This is a genomic window from Romboutsia timonensis (assembly GCF_900106845.1).
GTDB lineage: Bacteria > Bacillota > Clostridia > Peptostreptococcales > Peptostreptococcaceae > Romboutsia > Romboutsia timonensis.
The window spans coordinates 567,197-591,672 of sequence record NZ_LT629850.1 but is presented as its reverse complement, the minus strand read 5'-3'; the positions used below and the strand labels follow the sequence as shown (position 1 = coordinate 591,672).

General features: G+C 25.7%; 27 protein-coding genes and 1 other annotated feature. Of the genes, 12 read left to right on the top strand and 15 right to left on the bottom strand.

Annotation, left to right across the window (positions count from 1 at the left end; translation table 11 throughout):
- Positions 1 to 42: 42 nt before the first annotated feature.
- On the bottom strand, positions 43 to 543 hold the full coding sequence (locus BN7997_RS05445; protein ID WP_071119846.1) for a hypothetical protein: 501 nt from the start codon (positions 541 to 543) through the stop codon (positions 43 to 45).
- A gap of 126 nt (positions 544 to 669) precedes the next feature.
- Here BN7997_RS05445 and BN7997_RS05440 point away from each other — a divergent pair, with 126 nt between their 5' ends.
- Positions 670 to 1,659 carry a zinc dependent phospholipase C family protein gene (locus BN7997_RS05440; protein WP_071119845.1) on the top strand — a complete coding sequence of 330 codons (990 nt, stop codon included), beginning with the start codon at positions 670 to 672 and terminating at the stop codon, positions 1,657 to 1,659.
- A gap of 30 nt (positions 1,660 to 1,689) precedes the next feature.
- The gene (locus BN7997_RS05435) at positions 1,690 to 3,105 is read left to right on the top strand and encodes a CehA/McbA family metallohydrolase (RefSeq protein ID WP_071119844.1); all 1,416 of its coding nucleotides are present in this window, start codon (positions 1,690 to 1,692) and stop codon (positions 3,103 to 3,105) included.
- A 32-nt stretch (positions 3,106 to 3,137) separates the two neighbouring features.
- On the opposite strand, the gene BN7997_RS05430 is transcribed toward BN7997_RS05435, so the two are convergent.
- The 3 genes from BN7997_RS05430 to BN7997_RS05420 form a co-directional block, all read right to left on the bottom strand.
- On the bottom strand, positions 3,138 to 3,788 hold the full coding sequence (locus BN7997_RS05430) for a Dph6-related ATP pyrophosphatase (RefSeq protein ID WP_242873390.1): 651 nt from the start codon (positions 3,786 to 3,788) through the stop codon (positions 3,138 to 3,140).
- A 38-nt stretch (positions 3,789 to 3,826) separates the two neighbouring features.
- Positions 3,827 to 4,252 carry a DMT family transporter gene (locus tag BN7997_RS05425; RefSeq protein ID WP_071119843.1) on the bottom strand — a complete coding sequence of 142 codons (426 nt, stop codon included), beginning with the start codon at positions 4,250 to 4,252 and terminating at the stop codon, positions 3,827 to 3,829.
- Between the two features lie 139 nt (positions 4,253 to 4,391).
- The gene (locus BN7997_RS05420; protein ID WP_071119842.1) at positions 4,392 to 5,927 is read right to left on the bottom strand and encodes a VanW family protein; all 1,536 of its coding nucleotides are present in this window, start codon (positions 5,925 to 5,927) and stop codon (positions 4,392 to 4,394) included.
- A 188-nt stretch (positions 5,928 to 6,115) separates the two neighbouring features.
- On the opposite strand from BN7997_RS05420, the gene BN7997_RS05415 reads away from it, so the two are divergent.
- Positions 6,116 to 7,054: a tRNA modification radical SAM protein MnmL/YtqA gene (locus BN7997_RS05415; RefSeq protein ID WP_071119841.1), complete on the top strand. Its 939-nt coding sequence runs from the start codon at positions 6,116 to 6,118 to the stop codon at positions 7,052 to 7,054.
- A 144-nt stretch (positions 7,055 to 7,198) separates the two neighbouring features.
- Here BN7997_RS05415 and BN7997_RS05410 read toward each other — a convergent pair whose 3' ends face one another.
- The 4 genes from BN7997_RS05410 to BN7997_RS05395 all read right to left on the bottom strand — a co-directional run bounded on the left by BN7997_RS05410 (position 7,199) and on the right by BN7997_RS05395 (position 10,642).
- Complete coding sequence (locus tag BN7997_RS05410) at positions 7,199 to 7,750, bottom strand: NADH peroxidase (protein ID WP_071119840.1); 552 nt, start codon at positions 7,748 to 7,750, stop codon at positions 7,199 to 7,201.
- A gap of 290 nt (positions 7,751 to 8,040) precedes the next feature.
- Positions 8,041 to 8,886 carry a metal ABC transporter permease gene (locus BN7997_RS05405; protein WP_195906798.1) on the bottom strand — a complete coding sequence of 282 codons (846 nt, stop codon included), beginning with the start codon at positions 8,884 to 8,886 and terminating at the stop codon, positions 8,041 to 8,043.
- Complete coding sequence (locus BN7997_RS05400) at positions 8,886 to 9,686, bottom strand: metal ABC transporter ATP-binding protein (RefSeq protein ID WP_071119838.1); 801 nt, start codon at positions 9,684 to 9,686, stop codon at positions 8,886 to 8,888. The genes BN7997_RS05405 and BN7997_RS05400 overlap by 1 nt, the downstream gene beginning before the upstream one ends.
- A complete protein-coding gene (locus BN7997_RS05395) occupies positions 9,686 to 10,642 on the bottom strand; it encodes a metal ABC transporter substrate-binding protein (RefSeq protein WP_071119837.1) in 957 nt (318 codons plus the stop codon). Before BN7997_RS05395 ends, BN7997_RS05400 begins: the two co-directional genes overlap by 1 nt.
- A gap of 409 nt (positions 10,643 to 11,051) precedes the next feature.
- Between BN7997_RS05395 and BN7997_RS05390 the strand changes: the two genes are divergently transcribed.
- The gene (locus BN7997_RS05390; protein ID WP_071119836.1) at positions 11,052 to 11,639 is read left to right on the top strand and encodes a zinc dependent phospholipase C family protein; all 588 of its coding nucleotides are present in this window, start codon (positions 11,052 to 11,054) and stop codon (positions 11,637 to 11,639) included.
- Positions 11,640 to 11,760: 121 nt separating this feature from the next.
- Here the strand turns inward: BN7997_RS05390 and BN7997_RS05385 are convergent, their stop codons facing one another.
- A complete protein-coding gene (locus tag BN7997_RS05385; RefSeq protein ID WP_071119835.1) occupies positions 11,761 to 12,249 on the bottom strand; it encodes a nicotinamide-nucleotide amidohydrolase family protein in 489 nt (162 codons plus the stop codon).
- Positions 12,250 to 12,534: 285 nt separating this feature from the next.
- Here BN7997_RS05385 and BN7997_RS05380 point away from each other — a divergent pair, with 285 nt between their 5' ends.
- Entirely contained in the window at positions 12,535 to 13,206 is a 672-nt protein-coding gene (locus tag BN7997_RS05380) for a M15 family metallopeptidase (protein WP_242873389.1), read from the top strand.
- A gap of 23 nt (positions 13,207 to 13,229) precedes the next feature.
- Positions 13,230 to 15,143, top strand: coding sequence for an ABC-F family ATP-binding cassette domain-containing protein (locus BN7997_RS05375; protein ID WP_071119834.1), 1,914 nt, complete (start codon positions 13,230 to 13,232; stop codon positions 15,141 to 15,143).
- Between the two features lie 37 nt (positions 15,144 to 15,180).
- On the opposite strand, the gene BN7997_RS05370 is transcribed toward BN7997_RS05375, so the two are convergent.
- Positions 15,181 to 15,996: a tetratricopeptide repeat protein gene (locus BN7997_RS05370; RefSeq protein ID WP_071119833.1), complete on the bottom strand. Its 816-nt coding sequence runs from the start codon at positions 15,994 to 15,996 to the stop codon at positions 15,181 to 15,183.
- Positions 15,997 to 16,185: 189 nt separating this feature from the next.
- Positions 16,186 to 16,402 (top strand) — a binding site (T-box leader).
- 83 nt (positions 16,403 to 16,485) lie between these two features.
- Between BN7997_RS05370 and BN7997_RS05365 the strand changes: the two genes are divergently transcribed.
- A complete protein-coding gene (locus BN7997_RS05365) occupies positions 16,486 to 17,868 on the top strand; it encodes a YjiH family protein (RefSeq protein ID WP_071119832.1) in 1,383 nt (460 codons plus the stop codon).
- A gap of 119 nt (positions 17,869 to 17,987) precedes the next feature.
- The gene (locus tag BN7997_RS05360; RefSeq protein WP_071119831.1) at positions 17,988 to 18,623 is read left to right on the top strand and encodes a cysteine hydrolase family protein; all 636 of its coding nucleotides are present in this window, start codon (positions 17,988 to 17,990) and stop codon (positions 18,621 to 18,623) included.
- Between the two features lie 122 nt (positions 18,624 to 18,745).
- Here the strand turns inward: BN7997_RS05360 and BN7997_RS05355 are convergent, their stop codons facing one another.
- Positions 18,746 to 19,336, bottom strand: a complete 591-nt coding sequence (locus BN7997_RS05355; RefSeq protein ID WP_071119830.1) for a DUF3867 domain-containing protein — start codon at positions 19,334 to 19,336, stop codon at positions 18,746 to 18,748.
- 238 nt (positions 19,337 to 19,574) lie between these two features.
- Here BN7997_RS05355 and BN7997_RS05350 point away from each other — a divergent pair, with 238 nt between their 5' ends.
- Entirely contained in the window at positions 19,575 to 19,922 is a 348-nt protein-coding gene (locus BN7997_RS05350; RefSeq protein WP_071119829.1) for a RidA family protein, read from the top strand.
- 224 nt (positions 19,923 to 20,146) lie between these two features.
- On the top strand, positions 20,147 to 20,602 hold the full coding sequence (locus BN7997_RS05345; protein WP_071119828.1) for a hypothetical protein: 456 nt from the start codon (positions 20,147 to 20,149) through the stop codon (positions 20,600 to 20,602).
- Between the two features lie 25 nt (positions 20,603 to 20,627).
- Here the strand turns inward: BN7997_RS05345 and BN7997_RS05340 are convergent, their stop codons facing one another.
- The gene (locus BN7997_RS05340) at positions 20,628 to 20,885 is read right to left on the bottom strand and encodes a TIGR03905 family TSCPD domain-containing protein (RefSeq protein WP_071119827.1); all 258 of its coding nucleotides are present in this window, start codon (positions 20,883 to 20,885) and stop codon (positions 20,628 to 20,630) included.
- 150 nt (positions 20,886 to 21,035) lie between these two features.
- Here BN7997_RS05340 and BN7997_RS05335 point away from each other — a divergent pair, with 150 nt between their 5' ends.
- Both BN7997_RS05335 and BN7997_RS05330 read left to right on the top strand, forming a co-directional pair.
- Positions 21,036 to 21,464, top strand: a complete 429-nt coding sequence (locus tag BN7997_RS05335) for a hypothetical protein (RefSeq protein WP_242873388.1) — start codon at positions 21,036 to 21,038, stop codon at positions 21,462 to 21,464.
- Positions 21,465 to 21,564: 100 nt separating this feature from the next.
- Entirely contained in the window at positions 21,565 to 22,320 is a 756-nt protein-coding gene (locus tag BN7997_RS05330; RefSeq protein ID WP_071119825.1) for a peptidylprolyl isomerase, read from the top strand.
- A gap of 22 nt (positions 22,321 to 22,342) precedes the next feature.
- On the opposite strand, the gene BN7997_RS05325 is transcribed toward BN7997_RS05330, so the two are convergent.
- The 3 genes from BN7997_RS05325 to BN7997_RS05315 all read right to left on the bottom strand — a co-directional run bounded on the left by BN7997_RS05325 (position 22,343) and on the right by BN7997_RS05315 (position 24,431).
- Positions 22,343 to 22,747 carry a CBS domain-containing protein gene (locus tag BN7997_RS05325; RefSeq protein ID WP_071119824.1) on the bottom strand — a complete coding sequence of 135 codons (405 nt, stop codon included), beginning with the start codon at positions 22,745 to 22,747 and terminating at the stop codon, positions 22,343 to 22,345.
- A 217-nt stretch (positions 22,748 to 22,964) separates the two neighbouring features.
- Positions 22,965 to 23,165, bottom strand: a complete 201-nt coding sequence (locus BN7997_RS05320; protein WP_071119823.1) for a cold-shock protein — start codon at positions 23,163 to 23,165, stop codon at positions 22,965 to 22,967.
- Between the two features lie 120 nt (positions 23,166 to 23,285).
- Positions 23,286 to 24,431 carry an amidase domain-containing protein gene (locus BN7997_RS05315; RefSeq protein WP_330385861.1) on the bottom strand — a complete coding sequence of 382 codons (1,146 nt, stop codon included), beginning with the start codon at positions 24,429 to 24,431 and terminating at the stop codon, positions 23,286 to 23,288.
- Positions 24,432 to 24,476: the final 45 nt, after the last annotated feature.

Below are 24,476 nucleotides of genomic sequence, written 5' to 3'. Positions count from 1 at the left end.
TTTCATCTTAAAAAGGATACCTCATATTATGAGGCATCCTTTTTAAGGATCTATAAATATATTTCGCCCTCTAAAATCAGCTATCCAGTAAGGCTTATATATACTCTTAATATCTACTATATTAATTTGTATACTGACTTTATCAATACTATCATACCTTAATCTATCAGTTAGCCGAGCTATTATTTCTTTCTTTACAACATTAACTAAATCATCTTCATTTATTTTGCTTTCTCTTATACAAGATTTAGAAATATATTTATTTAAAGTGTTAGGAATTTTATCTATAGATTCACTATGACCATTGTAAGTATTAACTAACATTGTTATAGTTTCTTTTTTAGTTTCATTTCTAAATATTTTATTATTTTTTTTCTTACTTATGACCTCATATATCAATACTTTAAACTCTATATATTCTAATTTTATATCTCCTATAACACTATTAAATTGAAATACTTTGCTTACTAAAGGTATTTTCTTTAATATATACTTTTTAGCTTCATTTTTTGTTTGCTCCATATCGATAACTTCTACCCTCATATAACACCTACTTAGATAAATTTTCATCTCTTAGTAAATTATATTAAGGTACCCTATTATTTCATGTATGTATATTAGAAAAATACACATTATAAATAAGATATTTTTAATAATGGAGGTAATAAAATGCCTGGATGTATAACTCATTATATTTTCGCAAAAGATTGTTTTGACAAATTAGATAATAATAATTTAAAAAATATATTATCTAAAAATATTAATATATATTTATTAGGAAGTTGTGGTCCAAATTTTTTTGAATATTGCAATAATGTTCCTAATATATTCTCTAAAAATCTAGCAAACATTAGTAACTTAATCCACAATAAAAATATAAATTTATTTTTTGAAGAAATGATAAATTATTCTGTAAACAATCCCTATATAAAATGTATATTTAATCAAGATAAATTTACTGATATTTCTATATCATATTTTTGCGGATTTTTATCTCATTATATATTAGATAGATCTATGCATCCTTATATATTTTATTTACAATTAAATTTAAAAAATCAATATAAACTAAAATCTAATACTTCCTTACATAAAAGCATAGAAACTCATATAGACTCTTTACTCCTTTATAAATTAAGAAATTCTATACCTAAGGATTTTATAAAAAGTATAAATATAAATTTATCTAATAGTGAAATGCTGATACTATGCGATATGTATAACTTTTTATTAAAATCTGTGTTTAATAAAAGTGTGTCTTATAATGATATAAATAAGTCCTTATCTACATTTAAACAAACTCAAATTAGACTTATTTACTCTAATAGTATTTATTCTAAGTTATATTTATTTATCAAAAATTTGTTGTGTAAAACTGGATATATAGAAAATAAGATTTATTCTAAACATACTCACTGTATTAACGATTTATTAAATGAAAAAAAATCTCCTTGGATAGACCCATTTTCTAAAGAAGAACATAATGAATCTTTAATAAATATTTATTATGATAGTGAACACTTATATCAAGAAATTGTAAATATATTCTATCAATATATACACAATAATAAAAAAATGGTGGACATACTAAATAAAATAGAAAGCAAATCATATATAACTAATCAAGACTTTAGTACACAATATAACATTAATTTATAATCACGTAATATATAAAAAGGACTGATAAGAATGAGATTAAAAAGATTAACAATTAGTTTATTCTTTATTTTATTATTTTATTTTAGCTTTCACTATTTAGATAGTATATCAACAAATGATACTACTGTAAGTTATATTAATTCAGATAATGAAGGACCTGTTATTAGTAGTTTATCTCCTGATAGATGTGAACAATTTATCGTAGCAAAACCAGACATAAAAATAAATTATAAAGATGAAAGTGGTATAGATACTTCATCAGTAAAATTATTTGTAAACTATAAAGATGTTACAAAACAGTGTACTATTACTGATAGTTATGTATATTATTTACCAGAAAACAAATTTAAAAGAGGAAGCCAAATAATACAACTTGAAGTATCTGATATATTAAAGAATAAAAGTAAATATGAATGGTATTTTACAGTTGGAACACCTATATACAACCATTATAGAGGATTAATACACTCTCATACTAGTGCAAGTGATGGCCATGGTAGTTATAATGATGCATATTATTTGGCTAGAGATAAAGCTAAATTAGACTTTTTTGCTATCACAGAACATTCTAATTTGCTTGATAATCATTTAGACTGTACTATTAATGATGCTTCACCTAGCTTAAAGTGGAATGATTTAATAAAGTCTAGAGATTTATTTAATGTCAAAGATAAGTTTATAGCCCTTAATGGATTTGAAATGACGTATCCATTTAAAGTTAAAAATCCTATTGGTCATATAAATGTATTTAATTCTAATGGCTTTGTATCTTCCGAACTTCCTAATATGAGCTTAGAAAAATTTTATGACTTATTGTATGAACAAGATGATTTAATTGGTCAATTTAATCATCCTGGTAAAAAATTCGGTACATTTAATGATTTTAAATACTCTGATCATGGAGATTATGTTATGTCTCTTATTGAAGTTGGAAATGGATATAGTAAGGATATGTCTAAAAATATAAGATCTCATGATATGTATCAATTGGCATTAGATAACGGATGGCATCTTGCTCCTACTTGCAATCAAGATAATCATAGAGTTGATTTTGGTATTGCAAATGAATTTCGAACTGTAATTTTAGCTACAGACTTAAACAAGGATGCTTTATATGATTCTCTTAGAAATATGAGGGTATATGCTACAGAGGATAAAAATATAAAAATTGATTATAGTATAAATAATTTACCTATGGGTTCTACGATAAAAAATACATCAAAACTAAACTTCAATATAAGTGCAATAGACTCTGATGAAAATGATAAAATAGATGAAATTCAAGTTATATCTAATAATGGTGAAATAATAAAAAGTAAAACTTTTAATTCAAATTTAGCTAAATTAGAATTTACTTTAAAATCAAATAAAAATAAATTTTATTATATAAAAGTTATACAAAATAATGATAAAATATCAGTTACCGCTCCTATATGGATTGAGTAAAAAATAAACTGATGAGTATTTCACTCATCAGTTTATTTTATATTTAGATATGCATAGCTTGTATCTTTAACTATGCCTTCACTTTTAAAATCAATTCTATTTTTAAATAAAGGTCCTTCTACGACAAAAGTATGATACTCTCCATTTTCTCCACAAGCATCTGCACCTGTTGACTTTATATCATCTATAATTTTTCTATTAAGTTCTTTACCTAAAAATTCTTCACCCATATATTTTAGATTTACTTTATTTATTATAGTTTTAAATCCTCTATCTATAAATTCATAAACTAAATCTTCTCTATTTTGCTGCCATAAAGGAAGTTTTGCTTTTATCCTAGCATTATTACATCTATCTACATCCCACTTTTTATGTAACTCTATATCTATATCTCCAAAAACACACATCGTAGCTCCCATATCTTTCGCTTTAATCAAAGCTTCTTCAAATTTTCTTTCATACTCGTTGACATCACATTCAACTAACAAAAGTGGTATATCTAAACTTTTACTAATTCTATGTAAAATTTCGTTATCTAGACCATGTGTCCAAGATTTCTCTTGATTCTTTTTTACTGTAGTTAAAAGAGCAACTGGCTCATGACCTTCTTGTATCATTCTGTATAATGCTAATATACTATCTTTACCTCCACTAAATGACATTATAAATTTTTCTTTAGTCAATTTTTCTGTCCCCCTATACTGTTATTATATTTTATTTATTAACTTAATATAAAGAATGTTCCTATAAATAATAAAATAGCTCCTATATAATTATATAAATGCATAGCTTCTTTGTATATATGTGAATCTATAAAAAATCCTACTATCATTTGTGATACTACTATTAATGTAAGTGTTTTTGATACACCTAAATTAGGTACAGACTTTACAGTAAAATAAATTACAAGTCCTCCTAAAATTCCACCTAAAAGTAATTTAGGGTTTATATCATTAAAGCTTGCTAATGTTTTTAAATTTCCAGTTAAACATATATTTATAAAGAAAAATATAGTTCCTACAACTAAGCTTATAAATGTTGCTACTAATGCAGTTGTATTTTTTCCAAGTTCTCCATTTATAAAAGCTTCTAACGATGTTGAAACCCCAGCTAATGTTGCAAATATTATCGCAAATATATTTTTCATTCTCTCCCTCCAAACTTATAAATTAATAAATTTTATGATACAAGCTATTTATTAATTCCTAAATTTGAAGTTTATAAAAATATAACTGTATTTTTTATTAATATAAAATTATCATAGTATCTTAGTCTGTTCAATGGTTTTATCTATATATACTTGTATCTATATGCTTTTCATAAACCTTATTTCCATCTTTATCATATCCATAAAGATAAGTATTTGCAACATTTCCACTAACATAACTTACTGGTTTATAATCTATTCCCTTTAATGCATCTTCATTTGACCAAATTTCTATAGTTAGTTTTCCATTTGCAGCTTTCGTATTTATTACAAGTGGATATTCATATGTATTTTTGAATTTGTAATCTATACTTCCACTAGCTAACGTTGCATCTAATCCCCTTGGAACATAGCCTACAGCCTTTGAGTGATTTCTTCTTTCTGTAGGTAGTATACCTGCATTAAGTTGAGTATTATAAAGTGTTGATGAAACTTGACAAACACCACCACCTATACCATCAACAAGTTTGCCATTACTTATAACTGGTGCATATTTGTATCCATTAGATGCAATTACTGGTCCAACAGCATTTTCATAAGAAAATTCTTCTCCTGGCATTAAAAGTAAATCATCTATTTTATTAGCTGCATTCTCTACATTACTTCCTCTAGAATTACCACTTCCATATGTAGTTGTATATGTAGATACTTTATGATTTATTAGTTTTAAATCATCCATTGATATTTTAGGGCTATCTTTTATAAGTTTTGCATTTATTATTATATTCTCTTTAAGTAAATTTCTTGAGTTCATACTTTCTTTTATATCATTATATAAAGCTTCTTCATCAAGTTTAGCCCCATCTTCCCCATCTTTATAAGATATTTTATCATCATTTATTATTACTTTTGGTTCAATACATTCTATATTAATATCTTGTGATATTTCACCTTTAAGGTCATTAAAATATTTTTCATCTATTTCTACGTATAAATTATAATTTGTAATTTTTTTACTTGCTATAGATATGAATTTTGAAAGTATATTTTTTTCATTCTGATTCTTTATTATATTTTTATATAATTTCTCATTATTATATTTTGATACTAAATTCTTAATTTGTATATCATACCTTTTATTATTTATATTTATTTGAATTTTCTTATCTTCTATATTTTTTTCAATCTTATTAAGTTTACTTAAAAGTTCTTCTTTTTCTAAATTAGATATATCCTGTTCATAAACTAACGTGCCTGGAAAGATTTTATTTTCATATTTAGATACAGTTTTTCCAATATATATTGCTAACAATAGTACTATTATACTTCCAATTAATATAATATTTCTTGTTTTCTTTGTTAATTTAAATTTGTTTTTTATTTTATTTTTATCTATTATATCTTCATTTATATCGATGTCTTCTTTCTCTATTAAATCTTCATCACTTTCAAATTCAACCTCTATATTTTCTATTTTTGATTTATTACATTCTATAGGCTTATCAATACCTGTATTTAATATCTGATTTTCTTTATCTATTTCATTATTGTTATCTTCATTTGATGTTTCACTTTCTTTTTCTATCTCTTTATCTATTAAATCATTTTTTTCGTTAGTTTCAGTATTTTTTTCTTCATTAGAATCATCTTTATAATCTTTGATTTCCTTATCCATATATACCCTCCCCCATTTAATAATTTATACTTATAAAGATTATTAAATAAATATCTTCTGTATTCATAAATAATGTTACAGTGTTGAAACCTTATTAGTGGGTATATATAGTTTGTATATATATTTTAATTATGGTAATATAATTTAATATAATTAATCGTAAAATACATTAGAAAAAGGTGATGAATTTGACTAAATTTAAATATGCTTTTGATAATAAAAGATATCATACTTGGAATTATTATCTTAGAAATACATTCGGTGAAAAAGTATTCAAAGTATCTATAAATGCAGGTTTTACTTGCCCTAATATAGATGGAAAAGTTGCATTCGGAGGATGTACTTATTGCAGTAAAGAAGGTTCTGGAGACTTTGCTGGAAATCCTAAGGATAATCTTATAAAACAATTTGATGATATAACACAAATGATGCATAAAAAATGGCCTAATGCCAAATATATAGGGTATTTTCAAGCTTTCACTAATACTTATGCTCCTGTTGACATTTTAAAAGAAAAATATGAAACTATACTTGCTCTAGATGATGTTATAGGGCTTTCTATATCTACAAGACCTGACTGTTTAGAAGATGATGTAGTTGAATATTTAGGTGAACTTAATAAAAGAACAAATTTATGGGTTGAACTAGGGCTTCAAACTATACATGACTCTACATCTAAATTAATAAATAGAGGTCATGATTATGATGAATTTTTAAAAGGACTAGAAAAACTAAAAGCTAAAAATATAAAAGTTATAGTTCATATAATCAATGGACTTCCTGGAGAAGACTATAATATGATGATGGAAACAGCTAAAGCAGTTGCTAATATGGGAGTTGATGGTATAAAGATACATCTACTTCATGTTATAAAAGATACTCCTATGGAAAAAATGCTTCAAAAGGGCATGTTGACATTAATGAGTCAAGAAGAGTATATAAATTTAGTTTGTGATCAACTTGAGATTCTACCTGAAACTATGATTGTTCATAGACTTACTGGAGATGGTAAAAGAGATGAACTTGTCGGTCCTTTATGGAGTTTAAAAAAATGGGAAGTTTTAAATGCAATTGACGATGAACTAAAAAAACGTAATTCTTATCAAGGTGTAAAATATAATAAGTAATATTTTTATAAAAGAGTACTTATATCCTTTAATTAGTAAGTACTCTTTTATTATTATCTCTTATATATAAATAAAGCTGAACTCAAACATCATTTATTTGAGTTCAGCTTTTATATTAATTAAAAATATATATTTAATTTAAAATTAAGCTTGCTTTCCAAAGTGTCTTTCTAATAATCCTAAGAATGCTTTACCATGTCTAGCTTCATCTTTACACATTTCATGAACTGTATCGTGTATAGCGTCTAATCCTAATTCTTTAGCTTTCTTAGCTATTTTTAATTTTCCTTCAGTTGCTCCGTATTCAGCTTCAACTCTAGCTTTTAAGTTAGCTTTAGTATCAGCAACTACAACTTCACCTAATAATTCAGCAAATTTAGAAGCATGTTCTGCTTCTTCAAATGCTATTCTCTTGTAAGCTTCTGCAACTTCTGGGTATCCTTCTCTATCAGCTTGACGACTCATAGCTAAGTACATTCCTACTTCTGTACATTCACCAACAAAGTTAGCTCTTAATCCTTCTAATATTTCTTCATCTACACCTTGAGCTGCACCTATTCTGTGCTCATCTGCCCAAACCATTTCCCCTTTCATTTCTTCAAACTTTTCAGCTCCAACTTTACATACTGGACATACTTCTGGTGCAGTTTCTCCTTCATGTATATATCCACATACTGTACAAACAAATTTTTTCATATTATTACTCCTCCTATATTATATCTATAATTTATTTTAAAACATTTTTATCAAATTTAAGATAGTATATATATACCCGCTCTTTATTACCTTAAACAATAATTTTAATTTTTTTATAAATATCATAGTTTAGGAAATTAATAATAAAAAATTCGCTACGCTCATGTCGCCAACGATATTACACTCGCTACCGCTTCGGTCACATCCGTTGCTCAAAATGTCATTTTTTCATTTTGCCAACTATGTATCCTTACTCATGTTATGGATACATCACTTACTTAAAACTATTGCTATGCTGTTACTTTTCTTAAGCTTATAAAATAAGTTAAAGCAAAAAATACAGATGATATAAGAACAATAGTAGCCCCTGTTGCACATCCAAAATGATACGATAAAAATAATCCTAAAATCCCTGATATAACTGCTATTGATATAGAATAAATATGGTATTGTCTTATATTATTTGATATATTTCTTGCAGATGCAGCTGGTAAAATCATCATCGAGCTTATAACTAATATTCCAACCCATTGGATAGAAATAGTTACTATAATTGCTACTAATATTGTAAATATATATTCGTAAAATTTAACATTTACTCCTCTACTTCTTGCAAATGTATGATTTATACTAACCAATAAAAATTTATTAAAACAAGTAAACCAAATTAATAAAACAGCTATAAATGATATTATAAGCATAAAAATATCATTATTACTTATACTTAATAAGTCACCTATTAGATATGCTGAATATTTATTAAATCCACCATTGTATGATAATATAACTATACCAAGTGCTACTGCTGAGGATGAAAATACACCTATTATTGTATCTACTGATGCAGTTTTAGCATTTTTTACATTTATAATAGCTATAGTTAGTAATATTGAAAATGCTAACATTGATACTAGTGTATTATTAATTCCAAACATTACTCCAACTGCTATTCCAGTTAAAGCAGAATGACCTAATGCATCTGAGAAAAATGACATTTTATTATTAACTACCATAGTTCCAAGAATTCCAAACATAGGAGTTACAAGTAAAATCCCTAGTAATGCATTTTTCATAAAATCATACTGTGCCCATTCAAAAGGAAATAAGAAATCAATTATATTATACCAAAGTGACATTATCTCATTCCCCCTCTTCCTATTTTATCTATCTTTTTATTCAACTCTAATCCAAAAGTATCTATAACACTTTTATTTGAAAATACTTCTTCTGGCTTTCCTACACATTCAATAGTTTTATTATTTAAAAACGCAATTCTATCTGCATAATCATATACTACATTTAAATCATGAGAAACCAATATTATAGATAAATCATAGTTTTCTCTTAAATTAGATACTATACTATAAAATAATTTAAGTCCATTTTGATCTATACCTGATACTGGCTCATCTAGTAATAGTATATCTGGTATAGGTTCAAGCGCAAGGGCTAAAAGAACTCTTTGTAGTTCTCCTCCTGATAATACTCCTAATCTTTTATTTATAAGATTTTCTCCCTGAACTTTTCTTAGACTTCTTAATGCAATATCTTTTACTTTTTTGTCATAAGAAAAGTAAACTGGCCTGTTACTTTGCGTACATGCAAAAACATCAAGTACGCTTACTGGAGAACTATAATCAAAGTCAAGTTTTTGAGGTACATATCCTATAATTGGTCTTCTTGACATCTTGTCATTTCCATCTACAAATGTCAAACTTCCAGAATACTCATTTTCTCCAAGTATTGCTTTTAGTAATGTACTTTTTCCTGCTCCATTGGCTCCTATTAATGCAGTTAATTCACCACAGTGTATATGAAGATTTACGTTTTTTAAAATTTCTTGATTTCCCTTAGTAACACACAAGTTTTCTATTTTAGTACAACATAAACCACTACTACATTTATTAAAATCTGATTTATTATTTTTAAATTCCATTATTTAAACGCCTCTTTTAAAGTTTCTAAATTTTTATTCATAATATCTATATATGAAGAATTCTTAGACTCTTCAGTAACTATCGGATCTAATGTATATACTTTAACATTAGTTTCTTTTGATATAGTTTCTGCTGCTTTTGTTGAGTACTGTGGCTCTACACATATAGCTTTAACATCTAATTTTTTAATTTTTTCTATAGTTTCTTGTAACTCTTTTGCGCTAGGCTCTGACCCTGCCTCTCTTTGTACCACCCCAACTATATTAAGTCCATATTCTTTAGCAAAATAAGGAAAAGCTTCATGGAATGTAACTATATTTTTATTTTTTATATTATCTAATTCACTATGTATTTTATTATCTAGATTTGATAACTGTTCTATATATTCTCTAGCATTTTGACTGTATTTATCTTTATTTATTGAGTTATACTCTATAAGCTTATTTTCTATGTTCTCAACTTGCTTTATAGCATTTTCTACACTTAACCAAACATGAGGATTATACTCTTCATCGTGGTCATGGCCGTGGTCGTGATTATGTGATTCATCCATATAATCTGACTTGATTAACTCTATTCCTTCACTTGCATCAATTATCTTTAAATCTGGTTTTTGTTCTAATACCTTATCTAAAAATGATTCCATACCAGCACCATTTATTATAAATACATCACAATCTTCCAATAACTTTATATTATCTGTAGTTAATGAGTAATCATGTAAACATCCTGTAGCCGAGTTTGTCATATTTATTAACTCTACATTATCTATATCTTTAACAACATTAGAAGCTAACAAGTACATAGGGTAAAATGATGTAACCACTTTTATACTATCTTCTTTATCTTTGCTATTTCCCGATTTATTATTATCATTAGTATTTGAACTACACCCTGTGATAGATAAAATCACTAAAGTTAAAATAATTAATATTTTTTTAAATTTAATTTTCATACATAATCCTCCTTAATAGATACCCATTATAAATTATATTACTCGCATTTTGTCCAGATACCCTTACTATTTATTTTGTAATATACATTGTTTATTATAATTAATTTATTAATAATATTGTTGACTAAAATATTAGTTATCTATACTTTAATTAATTTTAACATTATTAAAATTTACATTAATTATAATTTATTTATTATATTTTAACCATTGATAATCATTTTCATATAAATAAAACTATCACCTCATTTTATTTTTGTCAATATTTTTGTGTCTAATTTAAAATTTACATAATAAAATATTAACATAATTCAATGTTTAATCTTACTAAATTTTACATATTGTAAATATATAAGATTGTTGATACCATTAAATTAATTATAATTTCTAGTTAAATCGAGGTGTAGAAATGTTTGTAAATACACATACTTTAATAGCAAAGTCAATAGCTAATAATATAGATGAAAATAAACATTTTTTTCTTAATGAAAATCATTTCATTTATGGAAATATAAAACCAGATTTATCTTCTAAATATTTTTTTAAGAAACACTATTTAAAAGAATCTTATGATATGATTGAATCTAAAGTAAACTATTTATGTAACCTTAACTTAAATAGCTTGTCTAAATACTTTTCAGTTGGAGTATTAAGCCAAGAACTAGGTGTTATATGCCACTTTTTATGTGATTTTTTATGTGTACCTCATAGCTATAGATGGGAATTTAAACATAGTATGAAAAAGCATCTATCTTATGAAACTGAATTAAATACTATAGCTAAGGAAACTAACTTAAATAAATTTATAGGTGATGATATAAAATACGATTCATTTGGAGAGTTTTTCAATTCTTTATACACTGAATATCAACAGATTTTAGATTATAAAAATGACTTATTATTTTCTGTATATGCTTGCAACAGTGTTGTAAATTATATACTAGACTCTATATTAAAAAATACAGTTAAATCTTATAGTATATCAAACTTTATTTAGGTGTTGAATTTATTCAACACCATTTATTTTTATAACATCTATATATTCTTTTTATATATCATTACAGTATAAAGTTCTATCTAAGCTATAGAATACAAGATTCATCATATTTATTTGCTATTTATAACTCTAATAATCTTAACCTTAAATCATTAATTGCATTTTTAGTAGCTCTAAGTCTAATATCTTCTCTATTTCCCTTTAATATATATTTATTTACTGTAGTTTTCCCATTTATATAAATTCCTATATAAACAAGTCCTACAGGTTTATCAATCGTTCCACCATCTGGTCCAGCTATACCAGTAGTTGATATCGCTACATTAGTATCAAAATTTTTCGCAATACCCTCTGCCATCTCTCTAGCAGTTTCTTCACTAACAGCTCCATATACTTTTAGTGTATTAGGGTTTACACCTAACCTATTTATTTTTGATTCATTAGAATATGTAACACATCCCTCCATAAATACCGAAGATATGCCTGGATAATTTATAAGTGTCGCACTTACAAGCCCTCCTGTACAAGACTCAGCTATAGATATTGTTAGATTCTTTTCTATTAACATTTTCGACACAACAGTTTCTATTGAAATTATTTCCTCTTTCATACTTATCACCTCATAGTTATAATTTTAAGCTTTTTGTATAAATTTAATGTAATAAAATCATATTTTTTATTTGTTTATAGATGCCTTAAATATAAATCCTCTCTTTTTAAATATTTATAAATATTATTAGTCTAGTTTATTTTTATGAGTTATAATATATATAGTTTTATACAAGTACTATAATAGTTTAAATTTTAGTACTTGGTAATATATATTTCAATATTTATATTATAGTTTATAATTTATAGGAGGGATTTTATTATAAAAAATTTTGCTTATATATGTTTGATTTTAGTTGCAATTGGAATTTTTTTTATTGGTAACGATGAACTTAATGAATATAATCAAAATTCAAATTATAGCGATGAGTATATGAAAATTAATACAGATCCTATATTTTCTTATACTCCTATTCCAGAAGAGGTAAAGGAAAAAATGCTAGGATTTTCTATGCCTGAGAATATACCTCTAAGTTTTGATGAACTTAGTTATTTAACTTTAAGTTATTATGGATTTGATGGAAATACTCATGTAGGCGAAATGATTGTCAATAAAAGAGTTGCAGCCGATGTTGTTGATATATTTAAAGAAATATATGAAAAAAAATATCCTATTGATAAAATAAAGTTAATAGATGAATACAATGCAATTGATGAACTTTCCATGAATGATAATAATAGTTCTTCTTTTTGTTATAGAACTATAAAAAACACAAATATTGTATCTAATCATGGAAAAGGCCTTGCTATCGACATAAATCCTATTCAAAACCCTCATGTTATTGGAGATGATATTAGTCCTAAGAGTGGTTATAACTTTAAAGATAGAAGTAATATTAAACAAGGAATGATAATAGAAGGTGACGATTTATATAATGCATTTATAAAAAGAGGATGGACTTGGGGAGGCCACTGGAAAAATCCAGACTATCAACATTTTGAAAAAAAATTAAATTAAAAATTTAAAATATAGGTGATATTATGAATTTAATGACATTAGAAAATATAAGTAAGAGCTATTCAGAAAAAATCTTACTTAAAGATATCTCACTTGGTATTAATGAAGGTGAGAAAATAGGTATTATCGGAGTTAATGGTACAGGTAAATCTACTCTTTTAAAAATTATAGCTGGAGTTGAAGTTCCTGATGATGGTACTATCATAAAAGCTAATAGGGTTAGAGTTGAATATCTACCTCAAAATCCAGACTATAACGAAGATTTTACAGTTTTACAACAGGTATTTAAAGGTACTTCTAGTGAAATGAAACTTCTACTTGAATATGAAGAAACACTAACTGCTTTATCTAATAATTATAACGATAGCTTAAACAGCAAACTTATATCATTGCAAGAAAAAATAGATGCTCTTAACCTTTGGGATTTAGAAAGTGAGGCTAAGGCTGTCTTAACTAAACTTGGCATAACTAACTTTAACCAAAAAGTAAAAGAACTTTCTGGTGGACAAAGAAAAAGAGTTTCTTTAGCATCTGCACTTATTACTCCATGTGAGTTATTAATATTAGATGAACCTACAAACCATTTAGATAATGATACCATTGATTATTTAGAAGAATATCTAAATTCAAGACGTGGCTCTCTAATTATGATAACTCACGATAGATACTTCTTAGATAGAGTTTCTAATAGAATAATAGAACTTGATAAAGGTAGACTATTTAGCTATGATGGCAACTACTCTACATTCTTAGAAAAGAAAATGGAGAGATTAGCCCTTGAAGCTAGCATGGAGGAAAAAAGACAAAACTTAATAAGAAAAGAACTAGCTTGGGTAAAACGTGGTGCTAAAGCTCGTACTACAAAACAAAAAGCTAGACTTCAAAGATTTGATGAATTAGTAAATAAAGATACTTATACTCCAGATGAAAAAATGGATATATCTGTTGGATCTACAAGGCTTGGTAAAAAAATAATTGAAATACATCATATTTCTAAAAAATTTGATAATAAAGTACTTATTGATGATTTAGATTATACTATAGCTCGTACTGATAGAATTGGTATTATAGGTAAAAATGGTATGGGTAAGTCTACCCTTATTAAAATATTAAACGGCGAAATTTTACCAGATAGTGGTCATATAGAAATCGGTGAGACTGTTAAAATAGGCTGTTTTAGCCAAGATGATTCACATATGCATCCTGATATGAGAGCTATAGATTATGTAAAAGAAGCTAGTGATTATATAGAAACAGCTGATGGTACTAAAATATCAGCTTCTCAAATGTGTGAAAAATTCTTATTTAATTCTACTATGCAATATAGCTTTATAGGCAATTTATCTGGTGGTGAGAGACGTAGACTTCACCTACTTAGAACTTTAATGCTAGCACCTAATGTACTTTTACTTGACGAACCTACAAATGATTTAGATATAGCTACACTTAATATACTCGAAGATTATCTAGATGAATTTAATGGAATAGTAATAACAGTATCTCATGATAGATATTTCTTAGATAGAATATGTAACAAAATCTTTGCTTATGAAGGTGTTGGTAAAATTCATATATTTACAGGAAATTATAGTGATTACAGTATATATAGAGAAATTCAAGGTATTGAATTTAAAGAAGATGTTAAAGAATCTTATGAAAAGACACCTTCTAAAAAAGAAAAACCTAAACCAAGTAAAAAACTTAAATTTACTTATAATGAACAACGAGAATTTGAAACTATCGATAGTGATATAGAAAAACTTGAACATAAAATAGAAAGTCTTGAAAGTGATTCTATTAAGTTTGCAACGGACTTTGTGAAACTTCAAGAAATACTTAATGAGAAAGCTAATGCTGAAGCTGAACTTGAGCATAAATATGAGAGATGGGAGTATTTAAATAACTTAGCTGAAGAAATTGAGAATTCTAAAAAATAAGAGTTATCCATTTGGATAGCTCTTATTTAATATAAATTTATATCTTATCAATTATATCAAAACTATATATAATATGATCAATTATATCTTCATATATAGGTTCTAGATACTTATCTACCATTACCCTCAAATCATATACTCCTCTTCTACCTTTAGATACAAATATATACTCACAAGTTCCATCTATTCCCTCGCCACATATAAGCTTTCCATTACAATTTCCATTATTAAAATTCACAGATTCTATGCATCCCATATTATTTGCTACTCTTTCTAAGTCTACACAATAAGACATATTTTCAGGTATTTCTATTAAAAAAACTTGCATCTTTATATTAAAAATAACATCTCCATCAAAGCTATCTATAGCTACTGCATCAAAACAATTTTTATTTTTAGGATCTAATTTAACCCAATTCTTAGGTATGTCTATAATAAATCCTAAGTCACTTATTTTATTTTCAAAATCCATATCTACATCTTTACTTAAATTCTTATTTTCTTCATATCTAAGTTCCCTTAATAAAAGTCCCGCTCTCTTAAATCCATTTTTATAAGCTTTCATAAGGTATTCTTTAGCTTTAACTATATTTTTCTCTGTTCCTAATCCTTCTTTAAATAACCTTCCTAGTTCATATTGAGCTTGAGAATTATCATTATTAGCACATCTTGTTAAATATATAATCGCATTTTCATAATCTTCATTATCTAGTAATTCTAGTCCTGTATCAAAATCATCAATATTATAACCTTGATCTTCTAAAGTTTTTCTAATTATCTCTTGTTGAAATTTAAGTTCTCTTTGTCTTTTCTGTTCACTAAACATTTCTCTAAATATCTCATTTATAGCCATATACTCACCCCATAGATGTTGACTTTACACTATTATTTTATTTTGAAATTTAATTTATGTTACGAAATACGTTCTATTAAATTCCCCTTAATATTTTAATTACTGCATTTAATCTAAATTTTAGAATACTTTAAATATATAGTTGACTTTTTTCTAAAGTTAATTTAATATATTAGAAAAGTGAATATATTAAATTCAGTGATAAAGAGAGTAAATTAAGTGGATTTTATAGAGAGCCAAGGATGGTGGAAGCTTGGTAATGAAGTTTAATCGAAGAGAGCTTTTGAGAATGTTACTTGAAACTAAGTATGGTAACAGGCTATCTAGCCTTAACAGATTTGAGTGAATAAAGCATATTTGCATGTTTTATTAATTAGAGTGGTAACGCGGATATTTCGTCTCTTGGTTTTTAACCAAGAGACTTTTTTGTTATAATTTTTACCAATGTTTAGTATATTTACTAATATTTAGTATAAAGGAGGAATATTTATGGAAAAAACTATTATATCAAAAAATGAAAATCAAAGTAAAAACTTATTTAAATTTTTAATACCATCATTATTTGGACTATTACTATTTGTAATACCACTTCCATATGGTAAATTATTTAAACTTGACGGCTTATCTCCTATTAATATAGGAATCGGATTTTTAGCTGAACTAATAAAAATAATTGCTGCTGACTATCTTATTAATATAGCTTTAGTTGTTATACTTGCATCTGCTATTTTATCGGTTGTTAGTAAATTTATAAATATAAAAAATGAATTTATAAATAATCTTTTAAATGTATCTCCGCTATGGCTGACATTTAGAATATTAGGTGCCCTATTTATATTTATGACAGTATTTAAAGTTGGTCCAGAAATTATACACTCAGAACTTACTGGTGAAGTTGTTCTTGGCTTATTGCCTAGCTTACTTGCAATATTTTTAGTATCTGGATTTTTATTACCGCTAGTTGTTGATTTCGGACTTATGGACTTACTTGGAACTTTAATATCTAAGTCTATGTATAAGTTGTTTAAAGTTCCTGGCCGTGCTGCTATAGATGCAATTTCATCTTGGCTTGGAGATGGAACTTTAGGAATAATGATTACTGATACTCAATATAAACAAGGTTTTTATACTGCTAAAGAAGCATGCATAATTTCTGTTTGTTTCTCTTTAGTTTCTCTACCGTTCTCAACAGTTATAGCAGATCAATTAGGATTTATGCCAATGTTTGTTCCATTTTATTTAACAGTATGTCTTGCATCATTAGCTTGTGCTTTAATTATGCCTCGTATATATCCGTTAAATAAATTTAATGATTCTACATATAACAATGTTAATCATTTAAAAGAAGAGCTAGTTCCATCAGGAACTAACCTATTTAGCTTTGGTTTAAATAAAGCAATAAATAGAGCTTCTACTGCTCCATCATTTAAAGAAATTATGATAAACGGATTTAAAACTGTAATAGATATGTACTTAGCACTTTTACCACTTGTTATGGCTTGGGGTACCTTAGCTTTAATAGTGGCAGAATTTACTCCATTTTTCAAAATTATATCTATACCAGTAGTATTTATACTTAAATTATTAGGAATACCGGATGCAATAGCTGCTGCACCTGCTGTATTAGTAGGATTTACAGATATGTTCTTGCCATCAATAATGGTGTCTGGAAATGACATAAGTCAAGTAACACAATTTATAATAGGTACATTATCTATAACTCAATTAATATACTTAACTGAAACTGGAGCAGTTATATTAAAATCAGATATTCCACTTAAATTAAAAGACTTATTTGTGTTATTTATAGTACGTACATTAATATCACTACCTGTAATAACAATTATTGCAAAATTAATATTTAGCCTATAATTAAAAAAGTTATTTCTATATACATAGAAATAACTTTTTTCTGTCTTTACAGAAGTATTGACTTGATAAATATTATTCTGTAAAATTTTAAGTAAAATATGTATTGGGAGTGTTTATATATGAATAATTTATTAAACGAGTTAAACTCTTTAAAAAGTAATTTGGATAATTTACCTATAATGAATTTGTCTGATTTAGATTTAAATAATACAGATTTATTTATCGTAGATATTAATAATGGTTTTGCAAAAGGAGGAGCGCTTTATTCTCCTAGAATAGAAAGTCTTATAAATCCTATAGTTAACTTTACAAAATCAGTATCAAAAGATATAAGAAGTATAATAGCTTTTACTGATTATCATACAAACGAATCTGTAGAACTTTTAAACTACCCTACTCATTGTATTAAAGATACTATTGAGTGTGAAATAGTTGATGAGCTTAAATCTATAGATAATATAAAAATAGTTAAAAAAAATTCAACTAACGGGTTTTTCGCCTTAGATAATTTAAATTTTGACGATACAGATAATATAATTATTGTCGGAGATTGTACTGATATATGCATATATCAATTAGCTATAACTTTAAAGTCTTATTTTAATCAAAATAATATAAATAAAGATATTATAGTTCCAATAAATTTAGTTGATACATACAATATAGATAACGTTCATCCTGCTGAATTATTAAATATAGTATTTTTAAATAGCATGATACAAAATGGAATAAAAGTTGTTAAAGAAATAAAATAATAAAAATTCGCTTTGCTCAAAACAATTATTAAATCACAAATTATACAAAACAGATATATTTTATAATAACTTAATATATAAAAAATACCATCTCATATTACTATCTGAGATGGTATTTTTTATTAATAATCATATCCTGTATAATTTTCACATAATACTACTTTTATTTTTTTATTAAACATATTTTTATACGCTAATAAAAACTCATTAAGTTCTGCATCCATAAGATTTATTTTCTTACTACTAAGAAGCATAATTTTTTCTTGCTCTATAACTATTTCAATATCATTTACATCATTTTTTATATAAGTAGTTATACAACTTTTAGGAGTTATTTTACTTCCATACTTTTCATAAAATCCTGCACTTTTTTTAATAGATTCTAAGTTTTCACTACTTATATTGTTTAAATCTATATTATTCATCCCTGCAATTGAAGGATCTATTCCAAAATTTTTAAGTTGCTTTTCTACTTCCTCCGAATCCATACCATATCTTTCCATGAATTTTTTTTGTATATTCATAAATTTCTCTTGAGATATATTATTATCTTTCATATAATCAAAAATCTTTCTCGAAAATTCAGCCATAGTCATACTTCCGTCCATGACAGAGAAGTATAAATTGTATATATATTGTTCAAACTTATCAACATCTGAATCTTTTACTTTATTCTTTAAATCATTAAAATCAATTATTCTATCGTCAGACATGTTTTATTCCTCCTAGCTAAAATTCTACTTGTTTAAAATTATATCATACTTATGTTGATTAAATTTATATATTTTTATAATAATATTATTATTTACTTTATTATTTTTTATATTTTTTATTTTAGTTATATCTTTATATTAAAATTTTATATTTTAATAACTAAATTTAACTAAATATATAGATTATTAACTATATATGTAATATAATTTATACATATAATTTTGGAGGTTTATAGATATGGAAATTAAAAGATTTGAAACTAATGAGAGAATGAGTAAGGTTGTTCTTCACAACAATACATTATATTTATGTGGACAAACTCATGATGAAGGGGATGTTAAAGAACAAACAGCTGCTATCTTATCTAAAATAGAAAATTTATTAAATCAATATGGTTCTGATAAAAAACATATATTATCAGCTACTATATACTTAAAAGATATCGATGCAGATTTTAAAGATATGAATTCAGTTTGGGATGCTTGGGTTGAAAAAGGATTTGCACCTGCTAGAGCATGTGTTGAAGCTAAAATGGCTAGAGAAGCTTTATTAGTTGAAATAAGCATTGTTGCCGCAGTTAAATAACTACTACTAAAATAGTAAGATATCTTTATCTTACTATTTTAGTATATTTTATTGTTTGATTTATTTCTTTTTTTATAATTTTATGATAAAATAATTAATATATCTTGATTTGATTAAATATAAATTTTAATATAAAACTTGTATATAATAAATACAAAGATTCTTTTATTTTTAATCAAAATAGCAATAATGAATAAGTAATTATCAGGATTAGGAGGAACAATATGGGATTCACAAACAAATTTGCAGAATCTTTCGCTAGATCAAAAACAATGACTGGTCCAGAGAGAAAAGCTAATGAAATAATGGGTAAATTACTTTTAAAGAAAGCTATAGTTCCTATTATTTTAATGTTTATTGTATTAATAGCTGGAATAATAACTAAAACATCAGGTTGGATTACATTATTAGTAAATATATTAATAGCTATTGGAACTTATTTCTACATAAAAAATAGTAGCAAGAAATACCAAAACTTTAAACCTTATGTAGGTAACTTAATTAATCTTGAGAAAAAAGGCAAAAATGAGTATGTTGCTATAATAAAACAAGGAAAACTTCCTGTTAAATTACAAATAGCTTATGGTGGAGAAGATTTCGAAAACCTTAAGAAAAATCAAATGGTTCAAGTTAGTTACAATCCAGATGCTAAAATAGCTATATTAGTTAACAAACAATAAACTTCTACTTAAAGTAGAAGTTTTTTTACTTATTAAGAACATATTTCTTATAAATTTTAAGAGCCTTAGCAAGCTGATCTGGGCAAGATGTTCCTCTATTTTTACAAGGTATATCCTCAAGCTCTTCAATAATTTCATCTATTGATTTTCCTTCTATCAAATGTTTTATACCAATTAAATTACCACTACATCCACCTTCAAATGTAACATCTTTTAATATATCATCTTCTATATCCATTAAAATGGACTTTGAACATACACCCTTTGTATAATATCTGTACATATTCCCTACCTCCCATATTATTATTTTAATTTAAAATGTGTTACGACTAATTACTTTCGTATATAATAATATATATTATATAAAATATTTAATATTTCACATTTGATAAATTTTAATATTTTATACTATAAAATTTATTATTTAATAACTATGAAAGGATATATTATAATGATAAATACTAAGTTTATGGATAACTATTTTAAGTTTTTATTTCTATCTTTCTGGCCAATAATTTGGTATGAATTAATTTTTGTTTCTGATCCATTTATAAAATCTATTTTAGTAGCATTATATTGTATTGCAACTTTAATTTACATACCACTTATAATATTTTTTAATGATAATAATATAAAATCTATAACTTTATATTATAGAATAAGCACTCTAACTGCATTTATTTTTACATTATTTAGCTTATTACTATTTCCTACTAGTCTATTCTTTCTAACATTAAAAGTAATTTTTGTATTTATATATTTATATTTATCATATACTAAGCTATTTAAATATAAAATAGAAGAAGGTCTTGTAGGAATACTAGCATCCTTATTACTTTTAGTTATAATGTTTAGATATTAATACATAATTTTTAGTTTCTTGGAAATATTAGACATATATTCTTTTTTCTGATATTATTTATATTAAAAGATACTATTAATAAACTAAAGGAGTTACTATTATGGAAAAAAAGATTTTAGCTACAGTTGGAGAAAAAGAAATAACTAATTTAGACGTTGAAAATTCTTTAAAAAGCTTAGATCCATATCAAGCTATGCATTTCCAAACTGAAGAAGGTAAAAAACAACTATTAGAAGATTTAGTTAACCAAGAGTTATTCTATATGCAAGCTAAAGAAGATCAACTACATAATGATGAAGATTTCAAAGCTGAAATGAAAAAAATTGAAGAAAATATGTTAAAGCAATATGCTATAAACAAAGTTTTATCTAATGTTACACTAACTGAAGAAGAAAAGAAAGCTTTCTTTGAAGCTAATAAGTCTAAATTTAATAAACCTGAATCAGCATCTGCTAAACATATATTAGTAGATTCTGAAGAATTAGCTAATGATATATTAAATAAAATAAATAACAATGAAATGACTTTTGAAGCTGCTGCATCGGCTCACTCTACTTGCCCATCTAAAGATGCTGGAGGAGATTTAGGTACTTTCACTAGAGGTCAAATGGTTCCAGAATTTGAAGAAGCTGTATTCAACATGAAAAACGGTGAAGTATCTGGACCTGTTAAAACTCAATTTGGATATCACTTAATAAAATTAGAAAATCTACAAGCTGGTGGAGAATCTGAGTACGAAGAAGTTAGAAACGAAATAGAAAGAAGTTTAATGTATCAAAAGCAAAGTGAAGCTTATAATAAAGAATTAAATAACTTAAAATCTAAATACAACGATACTGTTAAGTATCATGCTTAATAATAAAAGCCTAGTTATATAACTAGGCTTTTATTTTATCATAACAATATTCTATAATATCTCTTCTTTTAATTATACCTATAAATGTATCTTTATCATCTACAACTGGAACAAAGTTTTGATTCATAGATTTTGATATTAAATCTTCTATATTAGCATCTATAGACACAGGTCTATTATCTTTTCTTCTCTTAACATCTGTTATTGGGATATCTTCTATAGCTCTTAAATCTAGAGAAAGTTCATTTTTTATAGTCCATAACAGGTCTCCTTCAGTGATTGTCCCAACGTACTTCCCATCTTTGTTTATAATTGGAACAGATGAATATCTATGATACTCCATCTTCTCTAAAGCTTGTCTCATTGTATAGTCTTCGTATATGTATGCCACTTCACTTTTTGGTGTTAAAAAAAATAATATATTCACTATTTATACCTCCATATACTCATATATAATATATGCTAATTAAATTTTTAATCCATATGGTATATTCAAATGTCTTTTCTAAGTTAATTTTAACACATTTAATGCTATTTTTAAATTTAAATATATTTATATGAAAATTTATTCAAATTAAAAAAGCCGCTTATAGGCGGCTGTGTTTCACATATTACTAGAATTACTAATATATATGAACTTTAGATTATAATCTAACTACGTTAGCAGCTTGAGGACCTTTAGCTCCTTCAACTACGTCGAATTGAACTGATTGTCCTTCTTCTAAAGACTTGTATCCTTCACCAGTTATAGCTGAGAAATGTACGAAAACATCTCCTTCACCTTCTACAGATATAAATCCAAATCCTTTTTCGTTGTTAAACCATTTAACTACACCAGTTTTCATTGATAAATCCTCCTAAAAAAAACACAATTATTTAGCTACAATTATTGTAACCTTATTACTACTTTATCATACATACATATCTTTGTCAAATATTAATTAATTTATAACATTTATTGAAATTTAGTAATGAACTCTTATTAAGTGGAATCTTATAGTTTTATTACTCCAACCTAAATCCCATGGTACTAATAGCCTATCAGTATTATGGCAAGTTACTAAAGGATATCCTTTAGAATCCATTCCTGTTACTGTAGATACATGCGTTATCCTTCCACCTTTTTCATATGCTACAAAGTCTCCTGGTCTTAAATTATAAGATTCCTTATACGTTTCTTCATATGAACCTTTACATATTAAACTACCTCTACCACTATTTAATATATAATTTTTAAACCCTTGCGCATTTACCCAAGCCTTTGTTCCATCACGATTATTATAATTCCATATAGAATTTTTCTTAAATCTTCCACTCTCATACATTATTTGTGATGCAAAGTTTGCACAATCGCCTCCGTCTGGATTAAAATTTTTATACTCTCTATTAAACTTAAACTCATATTCTTCTTCGGTTGAAACTCCACAATATCTATGAGCATAATCTATAGCCTTTTGTTGTTCTTGTGTTAATTGAATGTCAGGTTTTTGTTGAGCTAGTATATAACTTCTTATATCATCAGATTTAATATTCTCTAAATTTAAAGAATCTGCAAATGGGTCAGTATACCATTCTTTAGTTATAATATATTGATTATCTTTTATTTTTACATTTAGATAATGCTCTGTACCTATTCTAAATATATTTTTTACATCTTTTTCATTTTCATAAGAATAATTATAATCTGTAGCAACATTACATATTATTCCATATAAATCAGTTTCTTTTTCCTTTACTTTTCTTATTTTTACTTTAGTCTTTATATCGTTAAAAGTTACCCCTTGCTTACTAGACCAATTTTTTAAATACTTCATTTTTTCTACTTCATGTTCATAGGCCCAAAGCCCTGTCTTTTTATCAGTATCATAAAGTTCCTTTAATATCTCTTCATTTTGTTCTAATATAGCTTTGTTTCTATAATCAAATAGATTTTGTAAAAGAAGTTGATATTGTTGTTTTATTTGATCATCTGCATCTATCTTTATAGCTTCTATTTCACTTACCTTTGAATTTAATTTATATATTATTGACCCCAAACCTAAAGGTAAAATTAAACATAAAGACATAACTATAATTTTAATGTACTTATTTTTAAATTTAAGCCTACTCAAAGTCACACCTCCTAATAAATAGTACATCTACTTCATATTATAATT